The sequence below is a fragment of the Vibrio sp. 1-2 (7-a) genome (assembly GCF_013048515.1).
GTDB lineage: Bacteria > Pseudomonadota > Gammaproteobacteria > Enterobacterales > Vibrionaceae > Vibrio > Vibrio diabolicus.
The window spans coordinates 700063-723233 of record NZ_VHSQ01000001.1; the positions used below are offsets into that span (position 1 = coordinate 700063).

19 protein-coding genes are annotated in these 23171 nt (G+C 43.4%); 9 read left to right on the plus strand and 10 right to left on the minus strand.

What is annotated here, in order from left to right:
• Positions 1-22 precede the first annotated feature (22 nt).
• The 3 genes from FKN08_RS03190 (at position 23) to fabV (ending at position 4389) form a co-directional block, all read left to right on the plus strand.
• Positions 23-667 carry a TetR/AcrR family transcriptional regulator gene (locus tag FKN08_RS03190; RefSeq protein WP_005393225.1) on the plus strand — a complete coding sequence of 215 codons (645 nt, stop codon included), beginning with the start codon at positions 23-25 and terminating at the stop codon, positions 665-667.
• A 62-nt stretch (positions 668-729) separates the two neighbouring features.
• On the plus strand, positions 730-3012 hold the full coding sequence (locus tag FKN08_RS03195; protein ID WP_048626250.1) for an acyl-CoA dehydrogenase: 2283 nt from the start codon (positions 730-732) through the stop codon (positions 3010-3012).
• A 174-nt stretch (positions 3013-3186) separates the two neighbouring features.
• A complete protein-coding gene (gene fabV / locus FKN08_RS03200; protein WP_145532240.1) occupies positions 3187-4389 on the plus strand; it encodes an enoyl-ACP reductase FabV in 1203 nt (400 codons plus the stop codon).
• Positions 4390-4465: 76 nt separating this feature from the next.
• On the opposite strand, the gene FKN08_RS03205 is transcribed toward fabV, so the two are convergent.
• Both FKN08_RS03205 and FKN08_RS03210 read right to left on the minus strand, forming a co-directional pair.
• Positions 4466-6148 carry an aspartate:alanine antiporter gene (locus FKN08_RS03205; protein ID WP_006742623.1) on the minus strand — a complete coding sequence of 561 codons (1683 nt, stop codon included), beginning with the start codon at positions 6146-6148 and terminating at the stop codon, positions 4466-4468.
• Between the two features lie 174 nt (positions 6149-6322).
• A complete protein-coding gene (locus FKN08_RS03210; protein ID WP_005378026.1) occupies positions 6323-6589 on the minus strand; it encodes a GrxA family glutaredoxin in 267 nt (88 codons plus the stop codon).
• Between the two features lie 377 nt (positions 6590-6966).
• On the opposite strand from FKN08_RS03210, the gene FKN08_RS03215 reads away from it, so the two are divergent.
• On the plus strand, positions 6967-8211 hold the full coding sequence (locus FKN08_RS03215; RefSeq protein ID WP_170891330.1) for an iron-containing alcohol dehydrogenase: 1245 nt from the start codon (positions 6967-6969) through the stop codon (positions 8209-8211).
• 78 nt (positions 8212-8289) lie between these two features.
• On the opposite strand, the gene FKN08_RS03220 is transcribed toward FKN08_RS03215, so the two are convergent.
• From FKN08_RS03220 to FKN08_RS03240, 5 genes are all read right to left on the minus strand, one after another.
• Entirely contained in the window at positions 8290-9144 is an 855-nt protein-coding gene (locus FKN08_RS03220; protein ID WP_005378021.1) for a MurR/RpiR family transcriptional regulator, read from the minus strand.
• A 311-nt stretch (positions 9145-9455) separates the two neighbouring features.
• Positions 9456-11102 (minus strand): pyridoxal-dependent aspartate 1-decarboxylase PanP, encoded by a 1647-nt coding sequence (gene panP / locus FKN08_RS03225; RefSeq protein WP_006742621.1) that lies wholly within the window; start codon positions 11100-11102, stop codon positions 9456-9458.
• A gap of 199 nt (positions 11103-11301) precedes the next feature.
• Positions 11302-11814, minus strand: coding sequence for a hypothetical protein (locus tag FKN08_RS03230; RefSeq protein ID WP_012841922.1), 513 nt, complete (start codon positions 11812-11814; stop codon positions 11302-11304).
• A 206-nt stretch (positions 11815-12020) separates the two neighbouring features.
• The gene (locus tag FKN08_RS03235) at positions 12021-12926 is read right to left on the minus strand and encodes a lysine exporter LysO family protein (protein WP_047008634.1); all 906 of its coding nucleotides are present in this window, start codon (positions 12924-12926) and stop codon (positions 12021-12023) included.
• Positions 12927-13078: 152 nt separating this feature from the next.
• The gene (locus FKN08_RS03240) at positions 13079-13999 is read right to left on the minus strand and encodes an HDOD domain-containing protein (protein WP_005393212.1); all 921 of its coding nucleotides are present in this window, start codon (positions 13997-13999) and stop codon (positions 13079-13081) included.
• A 369-nt stretch (positions 14000-14368) separates the two neighbouring features.
• Between FKN08_RS03240 and FKN08_RS03245 the strand changes: the two genes are divergently transcribed.
• Positions 14369-14956, plus strand: coding sequence for a TfoX/Sxy family DNA transformation protein (locus FKN08_RS03245; protein ID WP_005393210.1), 588 nt, complete (start codon positions 14369-14371; stop codon positions 14954-14956).
• Between the two features lie 190 nt (positions 14957-15146).
• On the opposite strand, the gene FKN08_RS03250 is transcribed toward FKN08_RS03245, so the two are convergent.
• The 3 genes from FKN08_RS03250 to FKN08_RS03260 all read right to left on the minus strand — a co-directional run bounded on the left by FKN08_RS03250 (position 15147) and on the right by FKN08_RS03260 (position 18419).
• Positions 15147-15695 (minus strand): hypothetical protein, encoded by a 549-nt coding sequence (locus FKN08_RS03250; protein WP_005393208.1) that lies wholly within the window; start codon positions 15693-15695, stop codon positions 15147-15149.
• 289 nt (positions 15696-15984) lie between these two features.
• Complete coding sequence (locus FKN08_RS03255) at positions 15985-16482, minus strand: response regulator (protein ID WP_012841921.1); 498 nt, start codon at positions 16480-16482, stop codon at positions 15985-15987.
• Positions 16479-18419 (minus strand): ATP-binding protein, encoded by a 1941-nt coding sequence (locus FKN08_RS03260; RefSeq protein WP_170891331.1) that lies wholly within the window; start codon positions 18417-18419, stop codon positions 16479-16481. Before FKN08_RS03260 ends, FKN08_RS03255 begins: the two co-directional genes overlap by 4 nt.
• A gap of 186 nt (positions 18420-18605) precedes the next feature.
• Here FKN08_RS03260 and FKN08_RS03265 point away from each other — a divergent pair, with 186 nt between their 5' ends.
• The 4 genes from FKN08_RS03265 to FKN08_RS03280 all read left to right on the plus strand — a co-directional run bounded on the left by FKN08_RS03265 (position 18606) and on the right by FKN08_RS03280 (position 23171).
• Complete coding sequence (locus FKN08_RS03265) at positions 18606-19874, plus strand: DUF945 family protein (RefSeq protein ID WP_170891332.1); 1269 nt, start codon at positions 18606-18608, stop codon at positions 19872-19874.
• A 138-nt stretch (positions 19875-20012) separates the two neighbouring features.
• A complete protein-coding gene (gene serC / locus FKN08_RS03270; protein WP_170891333.1) occupies positions 20013-21107 on the plus strand; it encodes a 3-phosphoserine/phosphohydroxythreonine transaminase in 1095 nt (364 codons plus the stop codon).
• Between the two features lie 713 nt (positions 21108-21820).
• Positions 21821-22369, plus strand: a complete 549-nt coding sequence (locus FKN08_RS03275; RefSeq protein ID WP_170891334.1) for a fimbrial protein — start codon at positions 21821-21823, stop codon at positions 22367-22369.
• A gap of 88 nt (positions 22370-22457) precedes the next feature.
• A complete protein-coding gene (locus tag FKN08_RS03280; RefSeq protein ID WP_170891335.1) occupies positions 22458-23171 on the plus strand; it encodes a molecular chaperone in 714 nt (237 codons plus the stop codon).

Sequence of the window (23171 nt, forward strand, 5' to 3'; positions counted from 1 at the left end):
TTGTTTAATACGAGTGATTAAAATGGCCCCGAGAACATCAACAAAAGAAAAAATACTCGATGTCGCAGAAGGACTCTTTGCTGAACATGGTTTTAATGATACTTCGCTAAGAACGATAACAGGTAAAGCGAACGTCAACTTAGCATCGGTAAATTATCACTTTGGCGATAAAAAAACGCTAGTTAGAGCGGTTTTAGATAGATACCTAGAAGCGCTCATGCCGAGCATTAAAACCTCACTAATAGAGTTAAACACGCGTGATAGCTACGACATGGACGACGTCTTTGAGTCATTGCGTTTACCTTTGCGTACATTAAATGATGTGCGCCCCAATGGTACTGCATTATTCATGTTGTTAATTGGCCGTGGTTACACAGACGTACAAGGTCATCTGCGTTGGTTCATCACCACTCGATATGAAGAGGTACTTAACCTCTTCACCTTCTCGATAATGAAGGCAAACCCGGAACTATGTGAGGAGCAGCTGTTTTGGCGACTGCACTTCACACTAGGTACCTGCGTATTTACGATGGCTTCAAGCCAGGCTCTTTCGGAGCTTGCTGAAAGTAAATTTGAAAAGGAAGTCGATGTGAAATCTGTCGTCGATTTACTGATTCCCTATTTGTCAGCAGGAATGTCAGCGAAGCAGTTGGCACAAGACAAATAAGAAAGTTAAACCAATAATAAAATTATGCCCAGAGCGGTTACGTGAACAAAAGGATCTGAACTATGAGCTCTCTACGAAGAAAATGGATTAGTGACCCAGCTTTTAAAGTGTTCAAAAAAGTATTGCCACCTCTCTCTAGCACCGAGAAAGAGGCGATGGAAGCGGGTAGTGTGTGGTGGGATGCCGAACTATTTTCAGGCAAGCCTAACTTCACTACATTGCACCATTATCCAACGCCGACACTGACAGCAGAAGAGCAGTCATTTATGGATAATGAGCTTGAAACCCTGCTAGAAATGCTTGATGACCAGAAGATTGTCAAAGAAGACAGGGATTTACCGCCTGAAGTATGGGAGTACTTACGTAAAGAGCGATTTTTCTCACTGATCATTTCAAAAGCGTATGGTGGTCGTGAATTTTCCGCTTTAGCGAACTCAACCATTGTTTCTCGTATTGCGACTCGAAGTATCAGTACCGCGGTATCGGTAATGGTACCGAACTCTCTTGGTCCAGGTGAGCTTTTATCGCACTATGGCACGCAAGAGCAAAAAGATTACTGGTTGCCTCGTTTGGCTGATGGTACCGACATTCCTTGTTTTGCATTAACAGGGCCCGAAGCGGGATCTGACGCCGGTGGTATACCAGATCAAGGCGTAGTTTGTTATGGCACTCACGAAGGCAAAGAAGTGCTTGGCGTGCGAGTTAGCTGGAATAAACGCTACATCACACTTGCGCCAGTGGCGACAGTGCTCGGATTAGCATTTAAGCTACAGGATCCAGAAGGGCTACTTGGTGATAAGAAAGAGGTTGGAATCACATGTGCGCTGATCCCCGCTGATCATGAAGGTGTCGAGATAGGCGAGCGCCATGATCCTCTGGGTTCTGCATTCATGAATGGTCCGACTCGTGGTGAAGATGTCTTCATCCCTATGGACTGGTTGATCGGTGGCGCTGATTACGCAGGTAAAGGTTGGCGTATGCTGGTTGAGTGTCTTTCTGCTGGTCGTGGTATCTCTCTCCCAGCGCTTGGCACAGCGATTGGCCACCTTACTACACGTACAACCGGTGCTTATGCTTACGTACGTAAACAGTTTGGTATGTCGATCGGTAAGTTTGAGGGTGTCGCAGAAGCTATGGGGCGTATTGGTGGTCTTACTTACCTACTAGAAGCGACGCGTACGCTGACGACGACTTCTCTCGATATGAAAGAAAAACCTGGGATTGTAACCGCGATTGCCAAGTACCACATGACGGAAATTGCGCGTACTATTCTAAATGATTCGTTTGATATTCATGCAGGTCGTGCGATTCAAGATGGCCCAATGAACTATCTTGCTAAACATTATCTCGGTATTCCAGTTGCGATCACTGTTGAAGGCGCGAATATTCTGACTCGTAACCTGATGATTTTTGGTCAAGGTGCGACTCGTTGTCACCCATATGTACTGAAAGAAATGGAAGCCGCGGCGAATCCAGATTCTGAACAAGGGGCGAAAGAATTTGACAACTTGCTCTTTAAACACATCAAACATGCGGTAGGCAATACATTTGGTGCATTTGGCGCGGCGCTAACTGGTTCTCGGTTTGTAAAAGCGCACATGAGTGGCCCAACACAGCAGTACTATAAAGAAATCACAAGATTAAGCCGAGCGCTTGCCGTTAGTGCTGACTTCGCGATGTTAACACTAGGCGGTGATTTGAAGCGTAAAGAAATGATTTCCGCACGTCTGGGTGATGGCTTAAGCTATCTATATATGGCGTCTGCCGCACTGAAAAAGTATGAAGATGAAGGACGTCAACAAGGCGATCTGGACTTCGTTCATTACGCTGTTCAACACTGTTTGCATAACGCATCTAAGTCATTAAATGAGGCTTATACCAACTTCCCTGTGAAATACGTTGGCGGTGTGCTGAAAGGGTTATTATTCCCACTTGGTAATCATTTTAATAAGCCAAGCGATGAACTGTGTGTGAATCTGGCGGAAGCGATGATGACGCCAGGAGCACAACGCGATCGACTCACGCATCTTTGCTACATCGGAAAATCCGACGACGACAGCGTAGGCTTAATGGAGAATGCCTTCCTCGCAATGTACGAAATCAAACCATTAGAGCGTAAGCTTATGAAGGCGGCGAAGGATGGGAAAGTGGCTCGTAAAGGTCTGCTACACGACCGTCTGCAGCAAGCATTTGAAGCTGGCGTGTTAACTGAGCAAGAAATTGACCAAATAATGGCGGCAGACAAATTGCGTTACAAGGCGATTCAAGTTGACCACTTTAGTCATGACTTTTCTGAAGTCCGAACCGATTGCCCAAAAAAGTCGCATTTGAACCCGGCGGCATAGTAAACCGTTAATACTAAGAAAAGCACCTCAATGAGGTGCTTTTTTGTGTTCTTGCAGAGTGGATGTTGGGATAGTGCTCCAACCACTTGCCTTTTCAGAGCATTTTTACAGAAATTAGATGCGAAATCCCGACGAAACTTTTATCCTAACAAGGTTTTTTAAAGGAAGTTGAATATGATCATCAAACCTAGAATTCGTGGATTTATCTGTACTACAACGCACCCTGTTGGTTGTGAAGCTAACGTAAAAGAACAAATTGCGTACACTAAAGCGCAAGGCCCAATCAAAAACGCACCTAAGCGCGTTCTTGTTGTCGGTGCATCAAGTGGCTACGGTCTATCTTCTCGTATCGCTGCGGCATTTGGTGGCGGTGCATCAACTATCGGTGTTTTCTTCGAAAAAGAAGGCACTGAGAAGAAACCAGGTACGGCAGGCTTCTACAATGCGGCTGCTTTTGAAAAGCTAGCGCGTGAAGAAGGCCTGTACGCAAAAAGCCTAAACGGCGACGCTTTCTCAAATGAAGCGAAACAGAAAACTATCGAACTGATCAAAGAAGATTTAGGTCAGATCGATATGGTGGTTTACTCACTGGCTTCCCCAGTACGTAAAATGCCAGAAACTGGCGAGCTAGTTCGTTCAGCGCTTAAGCCTATCGGTGAAACTTATACATCAACTGCTGTTGATACCAACAAAGATGTGATCATCGAAGCAAGTGTTGAGCCTGCAACAGAAGAAGAAATCAAAGACACAGTAACCGTTATGGGCGGTGAAGACTGGGAACTTTGGATCAATGCACTGTCTGATGCTGGTGTTCTTGCTGAAGGCTGTAAGACAGTCGCGTACAGCTACATTGGTACTGAGCTAACTTGGCCAATCTACTGGGATGGCGCACTAGGTAAAGCGAAAATGGACCTAGATCGTGCGGCGAAAGCGCTAAACGACAAGTTAACAGCGACAGGCGGCAGTGCAAATGTTGCTGTACTTAAATCTGTTGTAACTCAGGCAAGTTCCGCAATTCCTGTTATGCCACTGTACATTGCAATGGTATTCAAGAAAATGCGCGAAGAAGGCGTACACGAAGGCTGTATGGAACAAATCTACCGTATGTTCAGCCAACGTCTGTACAAAGAAGATGGTAGCGCAGCAGAAGTGGATGAGATGAACCGTCTACGTCTGGATGACTGGGAACTTCGTGACGACATTCAGCAGCACTGTCGTGAGCTATGGCCTCAAATTACGACTGAGAACCTAAAAGAACTGACTGACTACGTAGAGTACAAAGAAGAGTTCTTGAAACTATTTGGTTTCGGTGTTGAAGGCGTAGATTACGAAGCGGATGTAAATCCAGCGGTTGAAGCTGATTTTATCCAAATCTAATCGAATGACTGATTAGACAACCGATATACAAAAGGCGCTCATAGAGCGCCTTTTTTGCTTTCATCAGTCAAAGTTATTAACTTAATATTATCAGGATCGTACCTGCCAACGTCATCAGAATATTGGCAATCGCATAGGTACCCGCATAGCCAAGAGCTGGGATGGTGGATTTAGCGTAGTCGTTGACGACATCCATAGCTGGGGCACAAGTTCGGGCACCAATAATGGCACCGAAGAGCAGGGCACGGTTCATCTTGAGTATGTGTGCGCCCACTAAATAGGCCAGTACCACAGGCACAACACTAACAATGAATGCTAAACCAATCACTTTTGGACCAACTTGAGTCAAGTGCTCGAACATCTTTCCGCCTGCACTTAGACCTATTCCCACCATAAAGAACATCAAACCCAAATCTTTGACCATATTCAGCGCCCCCTGCGGGACATAGCCGAAAGTAGGGTGATTTGCTCGTAAGAAACCAAGTGTAATACCAGATAACAAAAGACCTACCGCGTTACCCAAGCTGAACGAAACCTGGCCGAATGTCATCGTGATGAGGCCAAACAGAATACCCAAAATAAAGAAGCTGCAAAAAGCGAGTAAATCGGCCATTTGACTGTGGATCGAGATGAAACCGATTTTTTCCGCGAGTCCATGTACTCGGCTTTTCTCGCCGCTCACCTGAAGGACGTCACCTTTAGCGAGAACAATGTCTAAGTCCATCGGCATTTCTATTTGCGCACGTACCACGCGGTTTAAGAAACAGCCAAACTCAGACAAGTTTAAATCCGATAAGCGCTTGCCTGCGATAGCGTCACTTTTTACGACAATTTCTTCTTCAACGATGCGCAAATCAAGCAAGTTACGATCAAATACTTCTTTACCGTTGCGGAAGCTAGGATCCAAGCGAGCATGGCTATCAGGGAAGCCAACCAGTGCAATTTCATCACCTTCTTGCAAAATAGCATCACCATCTGGATGGGCGAGAATACCGTTACGGCGGATTCGCTCAATGTAACAGCCAGTTTGACGATAAATGCCTAGTTCACGCAAGTTCTTGCCGTCTGTCCAGTCAATCAATTCTGGACCGACTCGGTAAGCACGAATAATCGGTAAGTACACTTTTCTTTGGCTTGAATTTCCAAGGCCACGTTCCTGAGCAATTTGCTGCGCAGAATCAGACAGGTTCTGCTTCTGTAGTTTTGGCAATAGCTTCGCGAACATGATCATGCTAATTAAGCCCACCAGATAAGCCATCGCGTAACCTACAGATAGATTTTCTAATACCAAAGAAAAATCCATATTGCGCGGTATAGTAGCAAGGCCGGAGTTTAGAGCGTCTTGTGCACCAACCAGTACTGGTGTTGCTGTCAACGCGCCAGCCATCATACCGGCTGACAAGCCAAAATCGAGGCCGAAATAGTGGCTCAAGCCATACGTTAAGCTGACTGCGGACACGAGAACGGTCATACTTAAAATAAAGTAATGCTTACCATCTCTGAAGAATATGCCAAAAAAGTTTGGTCCAGCTTCAATTCCAACGCAATAGATAAACAGCATGAAGCCAATGGTTAATGCTTCTGCATTGAATGAGAAGCCAAGGTGACCCATTACCAACGAGGTAATTAGAACGCCTATGGAGTTGCCTAGTTGTAATTTGCCAAATCGGATTTTTCCGATGGCAAGGCCAATGGCTAATACGACGAAGATTAGAAGGATAGGGTTTTGCTCAAGAAGGTATACGACGTCTATGTTCACTGTGTGGCTCGGTAAAGTGTGTGCCAAAAAGATTAAGAATTGCGAATTGTAACTAAATATAGCAAAAAGATAAGTGAATTTTTTTAGGTTTTACCATTAGTTGACGTAAGGTAATAACCAACTGAAAAATAATAAAAAAGCCGCATGAAGCGGCTTTCTTAAAAACTGTCTTTATTATTCGTCAAATAGACCTAGGTGCTCTTTCGCGTATGCTTCGAACTCGTCGCAGCCACCGATGTGCTCTTGGTCGATAAAGATTTGAGGAACAGTTTCAACTGGTTTACCAACTGTTTTCTCAAGATCTGCTTTAGAAATGCCTTCAGCATGGATATCAACGTAACGGTAGTTGAAGTCGTCACGCTTCGCTTTTAGCGTTTCTGCGTGTTCTTTTGCACGAACACAGAAAGGACATGCAGGGCGACCAAAGATAACAACGAACATAATCTTATTTCTCCTAAATCTATTCTTTTTTGAAAGCGTACAAAACATAGCGGCTGAGTGCGCTCTCTTTTGTTGCAGTAACTATGCCCGATCCAGATACGGAAATAAAGCGGCAATTACCTCTTGGTTCTATAGGTGAAATCTATCGAATAAAAACTAAACGCGCTCCCTTATTCTATGGCTCTAAAGTATGTGAAGTGACGCATAAAAAACATACATTTTAAGGGGTTAATGATGGCAAGGTGGAATTGGTCAATTTTTTTTATTCAAAAACATAGCAATCTAATCTGGCTATACGCAAATGACTTCAACTCTTACATAAGTGTTAAATCAGAGGGCAAGAGGTTATTTGGGTATATTATTTTGGGAGGATGTGTATGTTTCAGTTTATGACTGCAACAAGGATTATATTTGGTGAAGGTGCACTTCAGTCTTCATTATCCGTTATCAACCAATTTGGCTACAGTGTTTTGCTGGTAACCGGGAAGGATACCCAACGAGCCACGCCCATCATTAACTACCTTAAAGCTCAAAATATGCGTTACCAACACGTAGCAATCAATGGCGAACCTTATATCACAATGGTAGAAGAGACCGCGGTACTCGGTAGAAAATTCCAGCCTGATATGGTGATTGCTATTGGCGGTGGCAGTGTCATCGATATGGGTAAAGCTCTAGCCGCTATTATTCCTAATCAAGGCAATGTTTACGACTACGTCGAGGTGGTAGGAAGAAACGTACCATTAAAGGCAAAACCTCTTCATTTTATTGCAATTCCTACGACAGCAAGCACGGGTTCAGAGGTAACCCGAAATGCGGTGTTGAAGTCTGGACAAGATAAAGTGAAAGTGAGTCTTCGAAGCCCTGATATGTTGGCAGACGTTGCCATTGTGGATCCGACGCTCACATATGGAACCGATCAATACACATCCGGGCGTGGCGCGATGGATGCGTTCACTCATTTGATGGAAGCGTATGTGTGTGGTGAGCCAAACCCTCTTACAGATATGGTGTGCGAAGAGGGACTTCGTCGTTTAAGCCGTTCAGTGATTGCTGCTTGTAAGCAAGATAATCATAAGGCTCGGTCGGATTTATCGTTCGCTGCGTTGCTTGGTGGTATGGCCATAACTAATGCCAAATTAGGTGCTGCGCATGGGCTTGCGTCGGCGTTAGGAGGTAAGTTAGATGCACCCCACAGCGTGATCACGGCGCGTCTTGCACCGCACGTGATGCAGGAAAATATTAACGCCGCGAAGCTCGCTGGCAGGAATGATGTGATAAGTCGTTATCGTAAACTTGCCCAATTGGTTACCGATCGTGCGAACGCGAATGAGCACGATGGGGTTCTTTGGGTAAATATGGTGTTAGATAAGTTAGCGTTGCCGTTACTTGGCCAATTCGGAGTATGCCAAACTTCTTTTGAACAAGTGGCGAACGATGCGCTTAAGTCGATGGCGATCAAAGGCAACCCGTTCCCCCTTAATCAAGAACGTTTGATATACATATTGCAGCAAGTCTGTGATTGCAGTGGAGAGTGTGTGGCAGGGAGCACACAACACGTGAGCTCTGTAGAAGTGCTTGAATCAAGAACGGACTTATCGAGTGTGAACGACTTGGGTTGATGTATTGATCTAAAGCACATTGAAAAAAGGGGGAGCGTCGAGCTCCCCTTTATTAAATCTTTCACTAAACAGCAGGACTTAGTACTGACTTAGCTTGTCATAGCGACTGTCTTTCAACGCATCTTTTACGCGTTTTAGGTTCTCACGGAAACCTGTACCACGGCGGAGTGTGAAGCCAGTTGCCAGTACATCAATCACCGTCATCTGTACAACTCGACTCGCCATTGGCATATAAACGTCGGTATCTTCAGGAATATCAAGCGTAATAGCGAGTGAACTTGCCTTTTCTAGCGGTGAGTCCTTTGCTGTAATCGCAATGACCGTCGCGCCGTTTTCACGAGCAAGGTTTGCTATTTCGACCTGACTCTTCGTTCGACCTGTGTGAGAAATAAGAACCACAACATCATTATCACTGCAGTTAATACAACTCATGCGCTGCATGACAATGTCTTCAAAACAAGTAATTGGAATGTTAAAGCGAATAAACTTGTTTTGTGCGTCTCGGGCGACAGAAGATGATGCACCAAGGCCAAAGAATGAAATGCGCTTCGCTTGCGTTAGCAAATCGACCGCACGGTTCACTTGCATTGGATCTAGGCTGTTTTTCGCGACATCTAAACACGCCATGGTCGATTCGAAAATCTTATGGGTGTACGCGTCTGGGCCATCGTCTTCTTCCACGTTACGGTTAACGTAAGGGGTACCATTGGCTAGGCTCTGTGCCAAGTGAAGCTTAAAATCTGGAAAGCCCTTGGTGTCCAGACGACGACAGAAGCGGTTTACAGTGGGCTCACTAACATCAGCCATTTTAGCCAACGTTGCAATGCTTGAATGAATTGCAGTTTGTGGAGACGCCATAATTACTTCCGCAACTTTGCGCTCTGACTTACTGAAATTCTCCAGGTTTTTTTGAATTTTTTCTAATGTATTCATAGTGTTCACGAGGGTATAGAGAACAACTCGCTGGCTCTGTTAACGAAAGGAAACACGAAGATTCCAGAGTAGAGTGGGGCGTTAACGAAAACAACCAGCGCCATAGAATCAGTATAAACCTGATCTTCAATCAGTCTAAACCAATAACGGATACTATTTAGTGAGAATTTGACAGGCCTCAAACAAAATGTTGTAAAAACTACAGAATTGGATGTGTAATCGATGTTTTGTTGCGCCAGTCGCACGAGAATGATGTTTGAGTTACATCAAAACGAAAAAAAATTTCAAATTGATGTAACTCTTTCGGGTCATTAAGACGATTGGATATCAGTGACCACCTGCTGAATTCTTTCCATCAAATTTGGTGCTTGCTTGGCGATTTCACGCTGTTCATCAAGCACCGAACTCAAAATCTCTTTGGTCGTCAGCGGATTTGCCAAAACCACTCGGAACACAATCGTGTTCATGCGCTGCCATTGGTCTGGGTTCAGTCTTGTACGTGAAACAAACGATTTGCCCGTTTCACGTTGACGCTTTTGAATAAACTGTGTTAATTCATTAATCAGTTCATTCAGTTGTTCTTTTTGTGAACCTTCCGCTTTTGCTAATGCCTCACGGATGAATGGCGGCAAGTAGCGGTATGTGAGGAGACAAAGCTCTGGTTCAGAAACCAATTCGAAATCATCTTGCTGCTTGATTAAATCCGCAAAGTAGCGAGCTTTTTCAATGCTTTGGTCTATCAGCAGCTCATAGCCAGGGCGGCTGATGATGTGCATTGCGGCATAGACTAACATTGCCATGCCCGAACGAGAGCCTTCTAATGTATGGCTGCCTAGGTCTTTTGAGCCTTTACGCAAGATATATTGAGCGTGATGCTCTATGGATTTCATTGCGTCAGGATCTTTGAACAGAACCATACCAGCGCCCATCGGGATGTAGAGTTGCTTGTGCGCATCAATGGTTACTGAGTCTGCCATTTCCACACCGTTAAGAAGGTGACGGTGGTGATTAGACATAAGTGTTGCGCCACCCCATGCGGCATCCACATGGAAATGACAACCGTGAGCTTGGCAGACTTCTGCGATTTCAGGTAGCGGGTCGACATTACCTGTCTCTGTTGTACCAGCTACACCAATAACAGCAATAGGCTTGATGTTTTGTTTCTCTAGTTCAACAATTTTCGCTTTAAGGTCGTCGACAATAATACGGTTGTTGGCATCCGTTTTAACCGCAACCAAGCCTTCTTGACCTAAACCTAGTACATCGGCTGCTTTCTTAAGGGAGTAGTGACCACGCTCAGACACCAATACCGCTAAGCCATCGTAGCCATAATGCTTCATGGCTTTAAATAGGCCTTCTTTCTCAACGCCTTTAAATGAACCATTGGCTCTTAACGCCTTGTTACGTGCTACCCAAAGTGCAGTGATATTGGCAATGGTACCGCCGGAGCAAAATGCGCCCAATGAGTGGTTTGCGCTATGCATCCACTGATCGTAAAACGTATCGCTCTGACCATAGATCAAGCGATGTAGCATGCCCAAAACTTGACGTTCAAGCGGGGTAAAGGCTTTAGAAGTCTCTATCTTTACCAGGTTTTGGTTTAAGGCGATCATGATCTTTGACAGTGGCATCAAGAAATAAGGCAGCGCCGATGTCATATGACCAATGAAGCTTGGTGAAGAAGTGTGAACGGAGTGCGACACCAAAGTGTCGAGTAAGTGTTCTGTATGATCTGACACGAACTCTGGCTGCTCAGGAATCTGAGCAGAAGAAAAGTCTTTTTCGATTTCGCGTAAAGGCTTTTCTTCTGCCACGATGTGTTCACGAAGAAATTGATTTAGATTTCGCGAGAGGCTCTCGTCAATTTTGGTTAACGTTGAGTCAGGACCTTCTGGGACAGTGAAGATCTTTAGCAAGCTCTCAAAGCTAACGTCAGCGGTTTTTTGTTCCTTAACCATAGCAAAGAATCTTTGTAGTTATTTTGGTAATGCGAGCGGCACAATCTAAACTAAAACGGGCGCAAAGTCCCGTTTTAATTGTTGAAACCCATGTTGCTGAAATGAAAATTTTAGGTGAGGGTTACAATCTTCGCATTAAAAAATCGTTGATTTTAATGTGTTAAAACACTCGGTGTTTTCGAGCATCCCCAACGATTAATTAATCACACTTCTGCTTTTCAATCTTCTCTATTGACTGATTGTACTTATTAAGCGCGGTATCAATTTGTTGTGGATGGCTAAGCAGGTCGGCGAATGCTGAACGGAGTTCGTAGTTTTTGGGATGGTTAGTCGATTGACGGTCACTAAACGTTTGTTTTGCGACTTCACCTAACTTATCACTTCGGCTTGCTAGCTGCTTAACGTCGTGTTGTTCCAATTTTAGCCATGCTTCGATTGGCTGTTCTGTTGCAACACGGCTAGGATCGTTCTCTAGAAAATAGTGAACTGCTTCACGGTTTAATTCAAAGTGATGTTTACGGCCGTCCAAGAACCACTGGCTAACTTCTTTTAGATCTGGATACTGGGTAACCGTCAAATCAACAAGATCTTGATACCACTGTAGTGAGGCATCAACATAGCCGTCGTATTTGCTAGCAAGACATTGTTGATCTGCGGCAAACGTAAAAGTTGAGCTTGTAGCGAGGAGCGCTGCAACGACAAAGCGTTTCATTCTTCTTCCTTCTGGTTGTTATCCCTTTATTAACGCAAGGCACATAAGTTGATGTTTCACCCTTCTTTCTCTTTAGTCGTGATAAATCATTGGGCTAATTGATAAAAAGAAAGCGGATTATTGCCAAAATCTTGATCACTTTGACGTTAACTGGGTATTTGAATTTTTGCCGTATTGTAATGGATGTTAAAGCGAAAACCTGAGATCTAGCTAGCAAGTGATACAAAGAAAAGCATCATAACTGGTACCAGTAAACTCAAAATAAACCCACTAACGATGGCAACTGGGACACAACGCACACCACCTGTAGTCTGAATAACAGGTAGGGTAAAGTCCATTGCTGTTGCCCCTGCATAACCAATTGCTGTGCACGGATAGCTACGAATAAAGAGAGGAATGGCTACCAGCGCGACCAGCTCTCTCATCAATTCGATCAGGAAAGATGCCCCCCCAAACACGGGGCCAAAAGCGTCTCCCATCAAAATTCCTGCGAGTGAATACCAGCCAAAGCCTGAAGCCATCGCGAGGGCTTGATAGATAGGAAGGTCCAAAAGTATCGCTGCAATAACGCCACCAAGCATACATGTTGCGATCACAACTGCCGCAATGGCCATACCTTGTTTATTTAATAGAATTTGGCGAAGAGTAAGACCACTATTGCGAAGCTGAATACCAATAAAAAATAGGAGCAGGAAGAGTATCCATTCGCTCGCTGTATCCACCCAACTTAAATCGATGGGTAACAGCAGACCAACTACTAGCCCGCCACCAACGACAACAATCAGCTTTACTGATTCTAAAGCCATCGAGGATAGCGGCAGCTTCTTTTGATTCTGATTGGTCTGGAGAGGAATAATCCTATCGATAATAGGCAGCGCCAACAGATTACAGGTACTTAAACATAAAAAGAAAGTACTCGCATAGAGAAGAATACTTTGTAAGTTGCTACTTAAGTTATCGAGCGCTGCTAGGCTAAGTCCCATCAACGACAAAATGACGTAAATAAGGTAGGACGTTGATTGATTGATCTTCTCCAGTAACGAGGCTCGAGATATAGGAATTAGATACCCCACAACAAGTGGAGCGAAAATAAATAGCATCCCTGAGAACATAAAGCTCTATGATTCCTTTTTTGAGATAATACCAACACACATAAATCAAATTATTTATCGGTTGAAATTAGAGAGATATTTTACCAAATACCAAACGCTGCTCAGCCTTGAGCGAATCGTTTATCGCGAATTAGATGTGAGAAAACGATAAATTACAAGCCGCTAGCACTTAGCACTGCACGTATTTGGTCATTGAAGTCAGTATCACTCATATTGCTGAGTTCATACAAGACCTCTGCACCTGTTAAGTTGAATTCAACTTCGTGTTCATCAATGCGTTCATCATGATTGCGGAACATCAATAGGTGATGCGCGATTCTTGCAATGTCTAAATAACTCACTTCCGGCCGCGTTTGCTCGTACTTCTCGTTTGAGGAGACCTCTCTAAAGTCATTGTCAAATCCCCAGCGCTCGAGCACCAGTTTGCTTGTTGCTGAACAACGAGTTTGGAAGATTTGCAACGCAATTTCAGGATCTAGGTAATTGCCTCTATCTAAGTACAGGTGGTACTCGTTAATTAGACAAAACAAACCGATATCGGCTAGCAGACCAACCAGCAATGCTTTTTCTTGCTCCAAGTGCCCATAAGTACCTGGCTCGTGTTTACGAAACGCTTGAACTAATATCACCATGACGGCACCGAGTTCTCGGGATACCGCTGCACTTTTCACCAAGATAGCATTACATTCTTTGGTTAAATTTACTGAATGTTTAAGTTGTTCAATCGCTTGTGCGGTAACAATATCACGCACGCGCAGTATACCAAGGCGAGATACCGCGGTGGTTAAGTCGTTGCAGGTAATGTTTCTGCGATTGAAAATTACAGAGTTTGCTACTCGCAGAACGACCGCCGCCAAGCCGGGATCTTCTAACAAACAGTTAGCAACATCTGAAATAGTGGTGTGTTCTTCGACACATAACTGCTGAATTTTAAGCACGACATCAGGAATAGGGGGTAATGAAATCTTACCCGTTGAGATGGACTGTTCTACCAGCTGAGCAAACTCGGATTCCAGTGCGTTTATAAGCTTATCTTTATTATTTGGCAGCCAAAAAAATGATAAATGTTCCATTGTGACGCTGTACTTGAGATCTTTCGTACAGTGTACCCTTACAGCGTATTCTTTATCAATTAAATGCGTATCACGTGCTCGTAATTGCCAGCGAGATCATAATGATGGCGTGTTTTGGGCATGCCGTGCGTCAAAAAAATATCACCACATGAATAATAAGTGTGAAACTAATCACGTATGCTGAATATATACTTTTTTATATGTGACCTATGTCCTAACTTATTTTTCAACGTTAAGTATGATTAAGCAAGTTGGTGAGCACAACTCACAAAAATATCGCCAACAAATCGACATTTATAATTCGCTATAAGCTGCTGTTTATCTGGTGACATCGCTAATCGGGGTAATTTATTCAGATTAAAGAGGTCAATGGACATGACAGACCAAGCTTTTTTTAAATATGTACGCAACTTTAGTGAGTATCAAAAACGTTCTATGTTCGGTGGTATCGGTTTATTCACCGATGACGCTATGTTTGCGCTTGTTAGCAATGATTGCTGCTACTTACGTGGTGGTAATGGATTGGACGAAGTGTTTACTCAACTGAATTGCGAAAAATATAAGCACGTCAAAAAACAGACGACGGCAACCGTAAATTATTATGACGTAACAGATTTATTTGAATCCGGATACGCAGGGCTCGACGAACTGGTACAAAAATCAATTGAATACTCAATTAAGGAACGAAAATATCAAAAGTCTTCTGCCAGTAGACGTTTGAGAGATCTGCCAAATATGCAGTTAACTCTTGAGCGAATGGTCAAGAAAGCAGGTGTTGATGACGTAGAAACCTTTTTAGAACTTGGACCTGTAAAAGTCTTCAACAAAGTTAAAGTGGCTTATGGCAATGACGTTGATGTTAAGTTGCTTTGGAAATTCGCTGGTGCAACTGACGGTGTTCATTGGAAACTGATTCAAGAGCCGCGTAAAAAGCAGTTATTGGCGCTGTGTGAGTAAGCAAGCTAAACGCACGATGATTGACTCGTTTTGATGGAGTTAGCGGGTCGTAAAGGCAAGTGTTGAAAGCGGAAAAAGGACATTGAAGTTTTTGACCACTTCATTGAGTTAGTCATTAGATTAGACAAAAAACCGAGGCATGGGCCTCGGTTTTTGTTTTTTAATTTGCTCTTTTCTTAAAGCACAAATCTTAAAACTTAAAACGCGTGGTGAACATTACCTGATCACCATAAAAGTCGTTGATACGCGCTTCAGCACCTAGAGAGAAAAGCTCAGTTGAGTGGAAACGAGCGTATGCTGCACCGGTCCAGTCGTCATCGTTATCAATAGATACGTAGCCGACTTTGCCGCCTACTTCTAATTGAGGACCTAACCATTGACGAACACCTAAGTTCAGTTCCATACCTACGTCAGTGCTGCTATCGCTTGAAGGTTGTACAACGCGCATTAGCATTTCACCTGTAAGGTCAGCCCAGTTGTTTAGTGGCGAATGAAAGCCAAAACCAGCGGCTGAGTCAAAATCACTTTCAAACTCAGAGTCGATACGAGCAATAACATGTGCGTTAGGGTGAATTGATTTGCTGAATCCAGCACCAAATGTCACAGGACTTGCGCCAATACGTGCTTCGAAATAGTCGTAGCTAAAGTTGCTCATAGTTGCTGGCGCATTGCGGTCGTTTGCGGCTAGGGCATGGCTTGATGCCACTAGTAAGGCTGCGGCTAATAGTGTTTTACGCATAACTAACGATAAACCTTGTTCATTATTTCCATGGATTCAAGCAACCACTTGAACCGTAATCTGATTTGTCCGACATCATAATAAAAAGGAAGGTCCACGACCAACAAAAATGTGTCGATGTTTTGTCAATTAACTTAATAGTTAGTTGGTTTAAGCAAAAACTACGCCATATACATAACGTCTAAGAGCATCAATCGGATAAATAGTGATGCTTTTCCATACTCGCGCTATTGCGCGAAATAACGTGGATCAGCTGGCTTTGGTGACATTCAAGCTAGAGCCACGCATATTACTCGCCGAAGCTTGCTCTGCGTTCAGCCATGGCATTGAGGATCGCCTCAGAATCAAGGACTTGAGTCCAAGATAATAAGTTATCATCGTTTGCAATCATAAAAGCAGTAAGCTGAGACACGATTGCTTTTCTCAACTCTTCACCTCTCCATGGTTTGGCTATGTAATAGTCCAGACTTGCGTTATTGACGGCCTCAACGGTGTCTTCTAAGCCGGCTTGTCCTGTAAGTAAGACTTTGCGGGCCGCTTTTGTGTCACCATTTTGACTGAGTTCGATTAAGAAGCTAATCCCAGTTTGCTCCGGCATAATGTGGTCGCATAAAATGAGCGCAAGCTGAACTTCCTCTTCCGCCATCTCCTCGATCACTTGCCTTGCTTCAGTGACTGATTCCGCTCCCTCGACAATAAAATGTTCCTCAAAGGGAGCGAGATCCTGGAGCACGCTATCCAAGACTTCTCGTTCGTCATCGACACATAAAATTAAATACTTGGTCATATTTCATCTCCTTTTTCGATGACTGGTAACCAGACTGTCATTCGTGTGAACTTGTCGAGCTCTGATTCGACGTCAATCCATCCCTTATGTGCGGTCACGATTTGCTGGCAGATGGACAGCCCAATGCCTAAACCAAAGTTGCCTTCTTTTTTCGTCGTGAAGTTGAGCTCGAAAATGGCATCTCTTTGCGATTCAGGAATGCCACACCCATTATCTTCAAATGAGATAACGGCGTAATGTGTATGATCTTTTTCTGCAAGACGTGTTTGTATTTTTAAAACGCCTTTTTCCGGAAATGCATCAATGGCGTTAGAGACCAAATTCGTCCATACCTGTTGGAGTGCGATTGGTTGACAAAGGATAGGAGGTAAATCCGCATAATCAGTGGAAACCTGATGCATTTTTAGTTTGTTTTCGAAGATCACCAAGGTGTCTTCAATACCTTCATGAATATCAGCATATTGCAGGGTCTCATCATCTGAGCGTGCGTAACCTTTAAGGCTTTTCACCATATCTGCAATTCGCGCAGCACAGACGTTAATTGAGCGAAGAGTAGAACCTGCTTTGTGGTATTGCTCAAGAGTATCGAGAACATGAGAAGATACTTGCTGTTTTTTCGTTAGTTGAGTGAGTAACTCGTGATCTGACTCTAGCCCAAGGTTCACCACTTTCTTTGCCAATGTTCGGTCTGGAAGGGCATGATTAAGTGCTTTAACGCGTGATCTGAGCTCAGCGGTTGAAGCGGGTTTTACGGTTTGAGCTTTGCTCAACAACTCAATGCCTTTGGTTTGTATATCGGAACTGGGTACTTCGTTAAGTAATCTTTCTAGCGTATGCGTTAAATTCTCTACGCCCCTCAATATCGCTGCTATCGGATTATTTAGTTCATGCGCTACGCCCGCAACCAACTGGCCGAGCATCGCCATTTTTTCTCTTTCAATGAGTTGCTGGTGGGCAGACTCCAGCGATTCGAGCGTTTTTTGAAGTTGCAACTTGGTATTGATGCTTCTTTGTAATCGGCGGTTGAAGTGGCGTAAGAGCAAGTTTGTAAAAAGAGGCAGCAAGTTTGAGTCGCTTTGCATCACTTTATTGAATACGTTGCGATCGAGTTTGATGACCTCTGTCTTTGTCAGCGTTAGGGCTGTCGAGAAAGAACATTCTCCAGTAACAAACGACATGCCTCCGACAATATTACCTTTGTTATGGCGTACAACCTCTCGCTGCATGCCTTGTTCATCGCGCTTGTACAGAGCCACTTCACCATCGGTGATAAACCATAAGAAGCTATTTGGCTCGCCTTCTACGGTTAATAAGTGTTCAGTTGAATAGGTGCGGCAGGCTCTTGTTTCGTCATTGTCTTTAAAAAACTGTTGGAGAGCGGAGATCACTTGCTCGGCTAACTCAGCATCAGACATCGAGTGGTAGTCGTGTAAAAAGCCCGCTTGATAATGGCTCATCTGATTATTGATGTGCGCTCGCAACAAGCTGTGATGATCCAATATCTGACTGTAACTTAGCAGGTCTTCTTTACCGTTTCGCAAGATAAATTGGGTCAGCTCTTTTTGCACTGTGTTAAATAAGACGTGATCTGGCAAAGGTTTTGTGAGGCAGTGGTCGAGCCTGCCTTCATTAACAGCAGTGAGAATTGCCTCTATATCAGACGAGCAGCTAATGAGAATTTTTCTTGCTTGCTCGGTATGCGGCATCCGGTCTAAACCAATAAGAAAATCCACGCCATTAAAATGAGCGTGATGGCTCGCTATAACTAAAGCAACAGTCTGCTCTCTTTCCTCTAGATACTCTAAAGCGCTTTGAGCCTCTTCTATCGATTCGACAGAAAAAATATCAAACTTACTTGAGAAGGCAGACAGCTCCAATCGAAACTGTTCAGCACTGATTGGGTTGTTGTCGAGACACAACACAGCATAACGATTCACAGATGTTTTAGCTCCGGTTAAAACTTCGCCACGCAAACTTTAACAATAAAAGGACATGATGAGTGGGAGCCAAGTATGATTCCTGATTAATGGACTAGAATAAGCATCAATAGTCTGATTTGTCTCAATGTTTTCTCCGCAGGTGGTTTGGGGTAGACTGACCGAAAATACCTAATAAGTGACGTTATGCAAAATCTTAAAAAAATCGGCGCCATTGGTGGTGCTATCTCATTAGCGCTGTGTTGGCCATTGGCTGTCGGACAAATTGGTCAGTCCATCATTGAAGATGGTATTACCAATATGAATGATGAAATGATTAAAGGCGAGGTGGTTGAGTATCAGCGTGGCTATTTGTCTTCAGTCGTGCTGACTCGTTATTCAGTTGTTGATACTGAGCTTAAAACGCAGCTAGAGCGTGATGGTATGCCAACGACGTTTGACGTAACCAGTGATGTAAGCCACGGTCTAACAAGCCTAACAGCAGATTCAAAATTGGTGGACAATGACTTTTTGCCTCTCACGATGCATAGTCAGACTCAACTAAATGGCAATACGGCATTCACCCTTGACCTAGACAGTTGGCATTATCGTAACGAAGCGCAAGGTGTTTCTGTTTCTACAAGCCCTGCAAAAGTGACAGGGGATGTGACGGTATTGGGTGATCTCAATTACCAAGTTTCTGTTCCTTCTGTTCAAGTGGATTTTGAAAACGGTGAAGAGCTTCATCTGAATGCATTGACAGGTCAGGGTAAAGGTAAGCAAGCAAAAGGCTATTGGCTGGGTGAGCAATCTTTTTCTCTAGAGAAGCTGGATGTGGTTGATTCGAACTTAACGCCTGTCTTTTTGATTGAGAATGCAAGTTACCGCGGCAACACTACGATGAATGAGTCTGGTGATAAGCTGAACAGTCAGCTGAACCTAGATGCTAAGAAACTGCGTTTAACTGATGGTACGGATGTCGATAACTTTAAGTTGGATTTCTCAATTGCAGATGTGGATAGCCAGTCATTTGACCAAATTATGTCTATCTATCAAAGCTCTCCAATGTTAGACGAGCAGGAAATTGCGAGCTTATTGCCGCATGTTGACACGCTGTTTAGCAAAGGTTTTGATTTATCCGTGAATGAGCTTTCACTTGCATTTGGTGACGGTAAGTTTCATAACGAGTGGCAATTGTCCATTCCTGAAGGTACTGACCACATTACTCAAGACCCAATGAAGTTGATGACGGCGACTACTGGTGAGCTCAGCACTTACTTCTCTGACGAATTAGTGACGCACTACCCATTTATTCAAGAAGGAATCGATGAGCTTCTCATCATGGAGCTCATCGAGAAAGTTGAGGGCGGTTATCAACTCAAAGCAGAAATCGGTGAAGGCAAATTGAAGTTCGAAAATGGACATGAGTTCCCATTGGTGGCGCTACTTATGCCTGCCTTGATGCAACAACAGTAGCCAAGTATTGTTGCGGAATTAATCCAATTTAACGCTTAGTCTTTAAAAAGAGGTCGTAAGACCTCTTTTCTTGTTTTTATCGCTGCGAAAACGTGATATTAATTTCGTAATATTTACATAGCAGGAGCAATGAGCATCATGGAACAAAATACGGACAACGTATTTAACTTCAGTGCAGGGCCAGCAGGTCTGCCTAAAGCAGTTATGCAGCAAGCACAACAGGAACTAATTGATTGGCAAGGTCTTGGTACTTCGGTCATGGAAATCAGCCACCGAAGCAAAGAGTTCATCAAAGTTGCAGAAGAAGCCGAGCAAGATTTACGTGATCTTCTGAATATTCCGGACAACTATAAAGTGCTGTTCTGCCAAGGTGGTGCTCGTGCTCAGTTTGCTGCTGTTCCTCTAAACTTACTTGGTGATGCCGAGACGGCAACTTACATCGACGGCGGTTATTGGGCTGAAAGTGCGGTAGCTGAAGCGAAGAAATACTGCGAGCCAGACGTATTTGATGCAAAAACAGAAATCAACGGAAAAGTAGCCGTTCTACCTGCAAACGAATGGAAAATTGCTCCAGAAGCGGCTTACGTGCATTTCTGTCCAAATGAAACCATTGACGGTATCGAGATTAACGATCTTCCTGTCACCGACAAACCAATCGTTGCTGACATGTCTTCGACGATTCTTTCTCGTGAGATTGATGTATCGAGATACGGTGTGATTTATGCGGGCGCTCAGAAAAACATTGGTCCTTCAGGCATTGCTATCGCTATCGTGCGCGACGACTTGTTAGGTATGGCGAAGCAGGTACTGCCAAGTATCTTGGATTACACTGTTCTGGCTGAGAAAGAATCAATGTTCAACACGCCACCAACCTTTGCATGGTACCTGTCTGGTCTCGTTTTCAAATGGTTAAAGGCGCAGGGTGGGGTAAAAGCGATCGAGCAAGTGAACCGCGCTAAAGCCGCACTACTGTATGATTACATCGATCAGTCTGATTTCTACCGTAATGGCGTGCACTCAGCAAACCGTTCTTTGATGAATGTGCCATTCCAACTTGCGAAACCTGAACTGGATGCGACGTTCCTTGAACTAGCAGATGCCAAAGGGCTGAAATCACTAAAAGGGCACCGAGCCGTTGGTGGTATGCGAGCTTCCATTTATAACGCCATGCCGCTAGAAGGTGTACAAGCGTTAATCGATTTTATGCAAGAGTTTGAGAAAAACTACGCATAAAATCAAATTCACTGTTATTCATGAAAGCGTCGCAATTGCGGCGCTTTTTTATGTGTGTAACCAATCGAGTATATGATTTTAGAGAACGAGTAGCAGGATAGGTTCAAACGCTTTCCTCCCCACCCAATGAATGAAGGCTTTTCCTGAAACCAGTTCTTCATTTTGAATTATTGAGTCAGCAGTGGTGAGCCTTCCGAAGATAAAAGCTTCGTTGGAAACCCAATGCAATGCGTCAACATTGCATTGGGTTATGCTTAAGAAGGACTGTCGATTTCTGGATCCATCTAGGAAAGAGATGTATTTATGAAGTGCTTACCCATACAGACATAGCTGTTTATTAAAATGAATTTCTAAGCTTACTCCATGTTTTTTGGTTGTAAGGTTATGATTTTATTGGGCTAATGTCAGTCACCTTGAGTTACTTGTGTATTTGTCATTGCTTTGCAAAAAACACGTAAGGTTATTTTTTTTGTCTCTTTTGTGAAACATAAATTGTTTGTTTTGAGAGGAACTTATCACCTTTTTGTGAATAATTTAAAAGTGATAATATTTTCTTTCAATTTTAATGTGAAACTTCGTCCCACTTGGAAGCAACTTATACAGAACTATTGGTTGTAATCTCGAATATAACGAGAAGAAGACAATGACTATAGTTGCCAACTTGTTTGATTAATTTAAGTCATTTTTAAAGTTTCACCTTAAGAGGAAAAACAATGAAAACTCTATTAACTGCTAGTGCAATCGCTCTTACTCTTTCAACTTCTGCTTTCGCGGCTGAGCCAGTAGCTCCAGTTGGTGGTTCAGTGCACTTTACTGGCTTTATCACGGATACGGCTTGTAAAGTGAACACGCAAGACAACCCATTTGAAGAAAGCCTAGACTTAGGTACTTTCATTAAAACAGATTTTGCTGCAACAGGTGACCTATCTCAGTCAGTACCTCTACACCTAGAGCTTACAGACTGTCCGGAGTCTATCAAAGCTGTGACAGTACGTGTTACTTCTGTGGTTGGTGAGTCTGTTGACTCTGCTGGCGACTACGCAATTACAGATAAAGCTGATGGTGCAAAAGGTGTGGCAATCCGTCTGACTGATGATGCTGGTGATACAATTGCGTTCGGTAAAGAAAGTAAAGAATACACAGTGACTGCAGGTACTGGTGCAGTTGATATAAACGCACAATACGTTGCAACTAAAGCAGGCTCTGAAATGACAGCAGGTCATGCTGATCTGGACGCTACTTTTTCAATCAACTACAAATAATATAGAAATATATTCAGTAGTTTAATTATTTAATTGGTCAGTGAAGACACTGTTCGCATGGAGGCGAAATAACTCAAGGTAATATGTGATGAAATGTAAAACACTAATATCAGCATTTATGATTTTGTTTAGTTCGCTAACGTATGCCGGTGGTTTTAGTGTTGGCACCACCCGTATTATTTTTGATGGGAACCAAGATCAAACAAAATTTGTTGTGAGCAACTCCACTGAAGATGGCGATTATTTAGTTCAGTCATGGGTTGATAACAAAGGAGTGTCGGGTGAAGAAAAAGAAATAACCAAAGCCCCGTTCTTAGTCACTCCTCCGTTAGTAAAGTCTGAAGCCGGAACAAAAAACGAATTACGCGTTGTCGCAGCCGGAACTGATTTACCTCAGGACAGAGAATCAGTTTATTGGGTTAACGTAAAGTCTATTCCTCGTGTTCATGAAACTCGCTCAGGAAATAGCCTTAATATCGCGGTTAAGAGCCGTGTCAAATTATTTTATCGTCCAGCTATGCTCATTGAACAGTATCCAAATGGCAGCGACGGTTTTGAAAAAATTACATTTGAATACAAAAATGATGAATTGGTTATAAGCAATCCATCGCCGTTTTATGTGTCACTTTTTGAGTTAAAAGTGGATGGTATCGTCGTTGATACGAGTTATGAAATGGTACCACCAAAAGGTCATATTGCATTTCCTATTAGTAACGATACGGTGAATAATAATAGCAAGGTTACTTGGAAAGCCATTAATGATTACGGTGCAATTACCGAAGAAAAAGAACAAGTTCTTTAA

Coding starts and splice junctions, on each gene's coding strand:
- FKN08_RS03190 (WP_005393225.1), top strand. CDS start 23: ATGGCCCCGAGAACATCAACAAAAGAAAAAATACTCGATGTCGCAGAA.
- FKN08_RS03195 (WP_048626250.1), top strand. CDS start 730: ATGAGCTCTCTACGAAGAAAATGGATTAGTGACCCAGCTTTTAAAGTG.
- fabV (WP_145532240.1), top strand. CDS start 3,187: ATGATCATCAAACCTAGAATTCGTGGATTTATCTGTACTACAACGCAC.
- FKN08_RS03210 (WP_005378026.1), bottom strand. CDS start 6,589: ATGTTCGTTGTTATCTTTGGTCGCCCTGCATGTCCTTTCTGTGTTCGT.
- FKN08_RS03215 (WP_170891330.1), top strand. CDS start 6,967: ATGTTTCAGTTTATGACTGCAACAAGGATTATATTTGGTGAAGGTGCA.
- FKN08_RS03220 (WP_005378021.1), bottom strand. CDS start 9,144: ATGAATACATTAGAAAAAATTCAAAAAAACCTGGAGAATTTCAGTAAG.
- panP (WP_006742621.1), bottom strand. CDS start 11,102: ATGGTTAAGGAACAAAAAACCGCTGACGTTAGCTTTGAGAGCTTGCTA.
- FKN08_RS03230 (WP_012841922.1), bottom strand. CDS start 11,814: ATGAAACGCTTTGTCGTTGCAGCGCTCCTCGCTACAAGCTCAACTTTT.
- FKN08_RS03235 (WP_047008634.1), bottom strand. CDS start 12,926: ATGTTCTCAGGGATGCTATTTATTTTCGCTCCACTTGTTGTGGGGTAT.
- FKN08_RS03240 (WP_005393212.1), bottom strand. CDS start 13,999: ATGGAACATTTATCATTTTTTTGGCTGCCAAATAATAAAGATAAGCTT.
- FKN08_RS03245 (WP_005393210.1), top strand. CDS start 14,369: ATGGACATGACAGACCAAGCTTTTTTTAAATATGTACGCAACTTTAGT.
- FKN08_RS03250 (WP_005393208.1), bottom strand. CDS start 15,695: ATGCGTAAAACACTATTAGCCGCAGCCTTACTAGTGGCATCAAGCCAT.
- FKN08_RS03255 (WP_012841921.1), bottom strand. CDS start 16,482: ATGACCAAGTATTTAATTTTATGTGTCGATGACGAACGAGAAGTCTTG.
- FKN08_RS03265 (WP_170891332.1), top strand. CDS start 18,606: ATGCAAAATCTTAAAAAAATCGGCGCCATTGGTGGTGCTATCTCATTA.
- serC (WP_170891333.1), top strand. CDS start 20,013: ATGGAACAAAATACGGACAACGTATTTAACTTCAGTGCAGGGCCAGCA.
- FKN08_RS03275 (WP_170891334.1), top strand. CDS start 21,821: ATGAAAACTCTATTAACTGCTAGTGCAATCGCTCTTACTCTTTCAACT.
- FKN08_RS03280 (WP_170891335.1), top strand. CDS start 22,458: ATGAAATGTAAAACACTAATATCAGCATTTATGATTTTGTTTAGTTCG.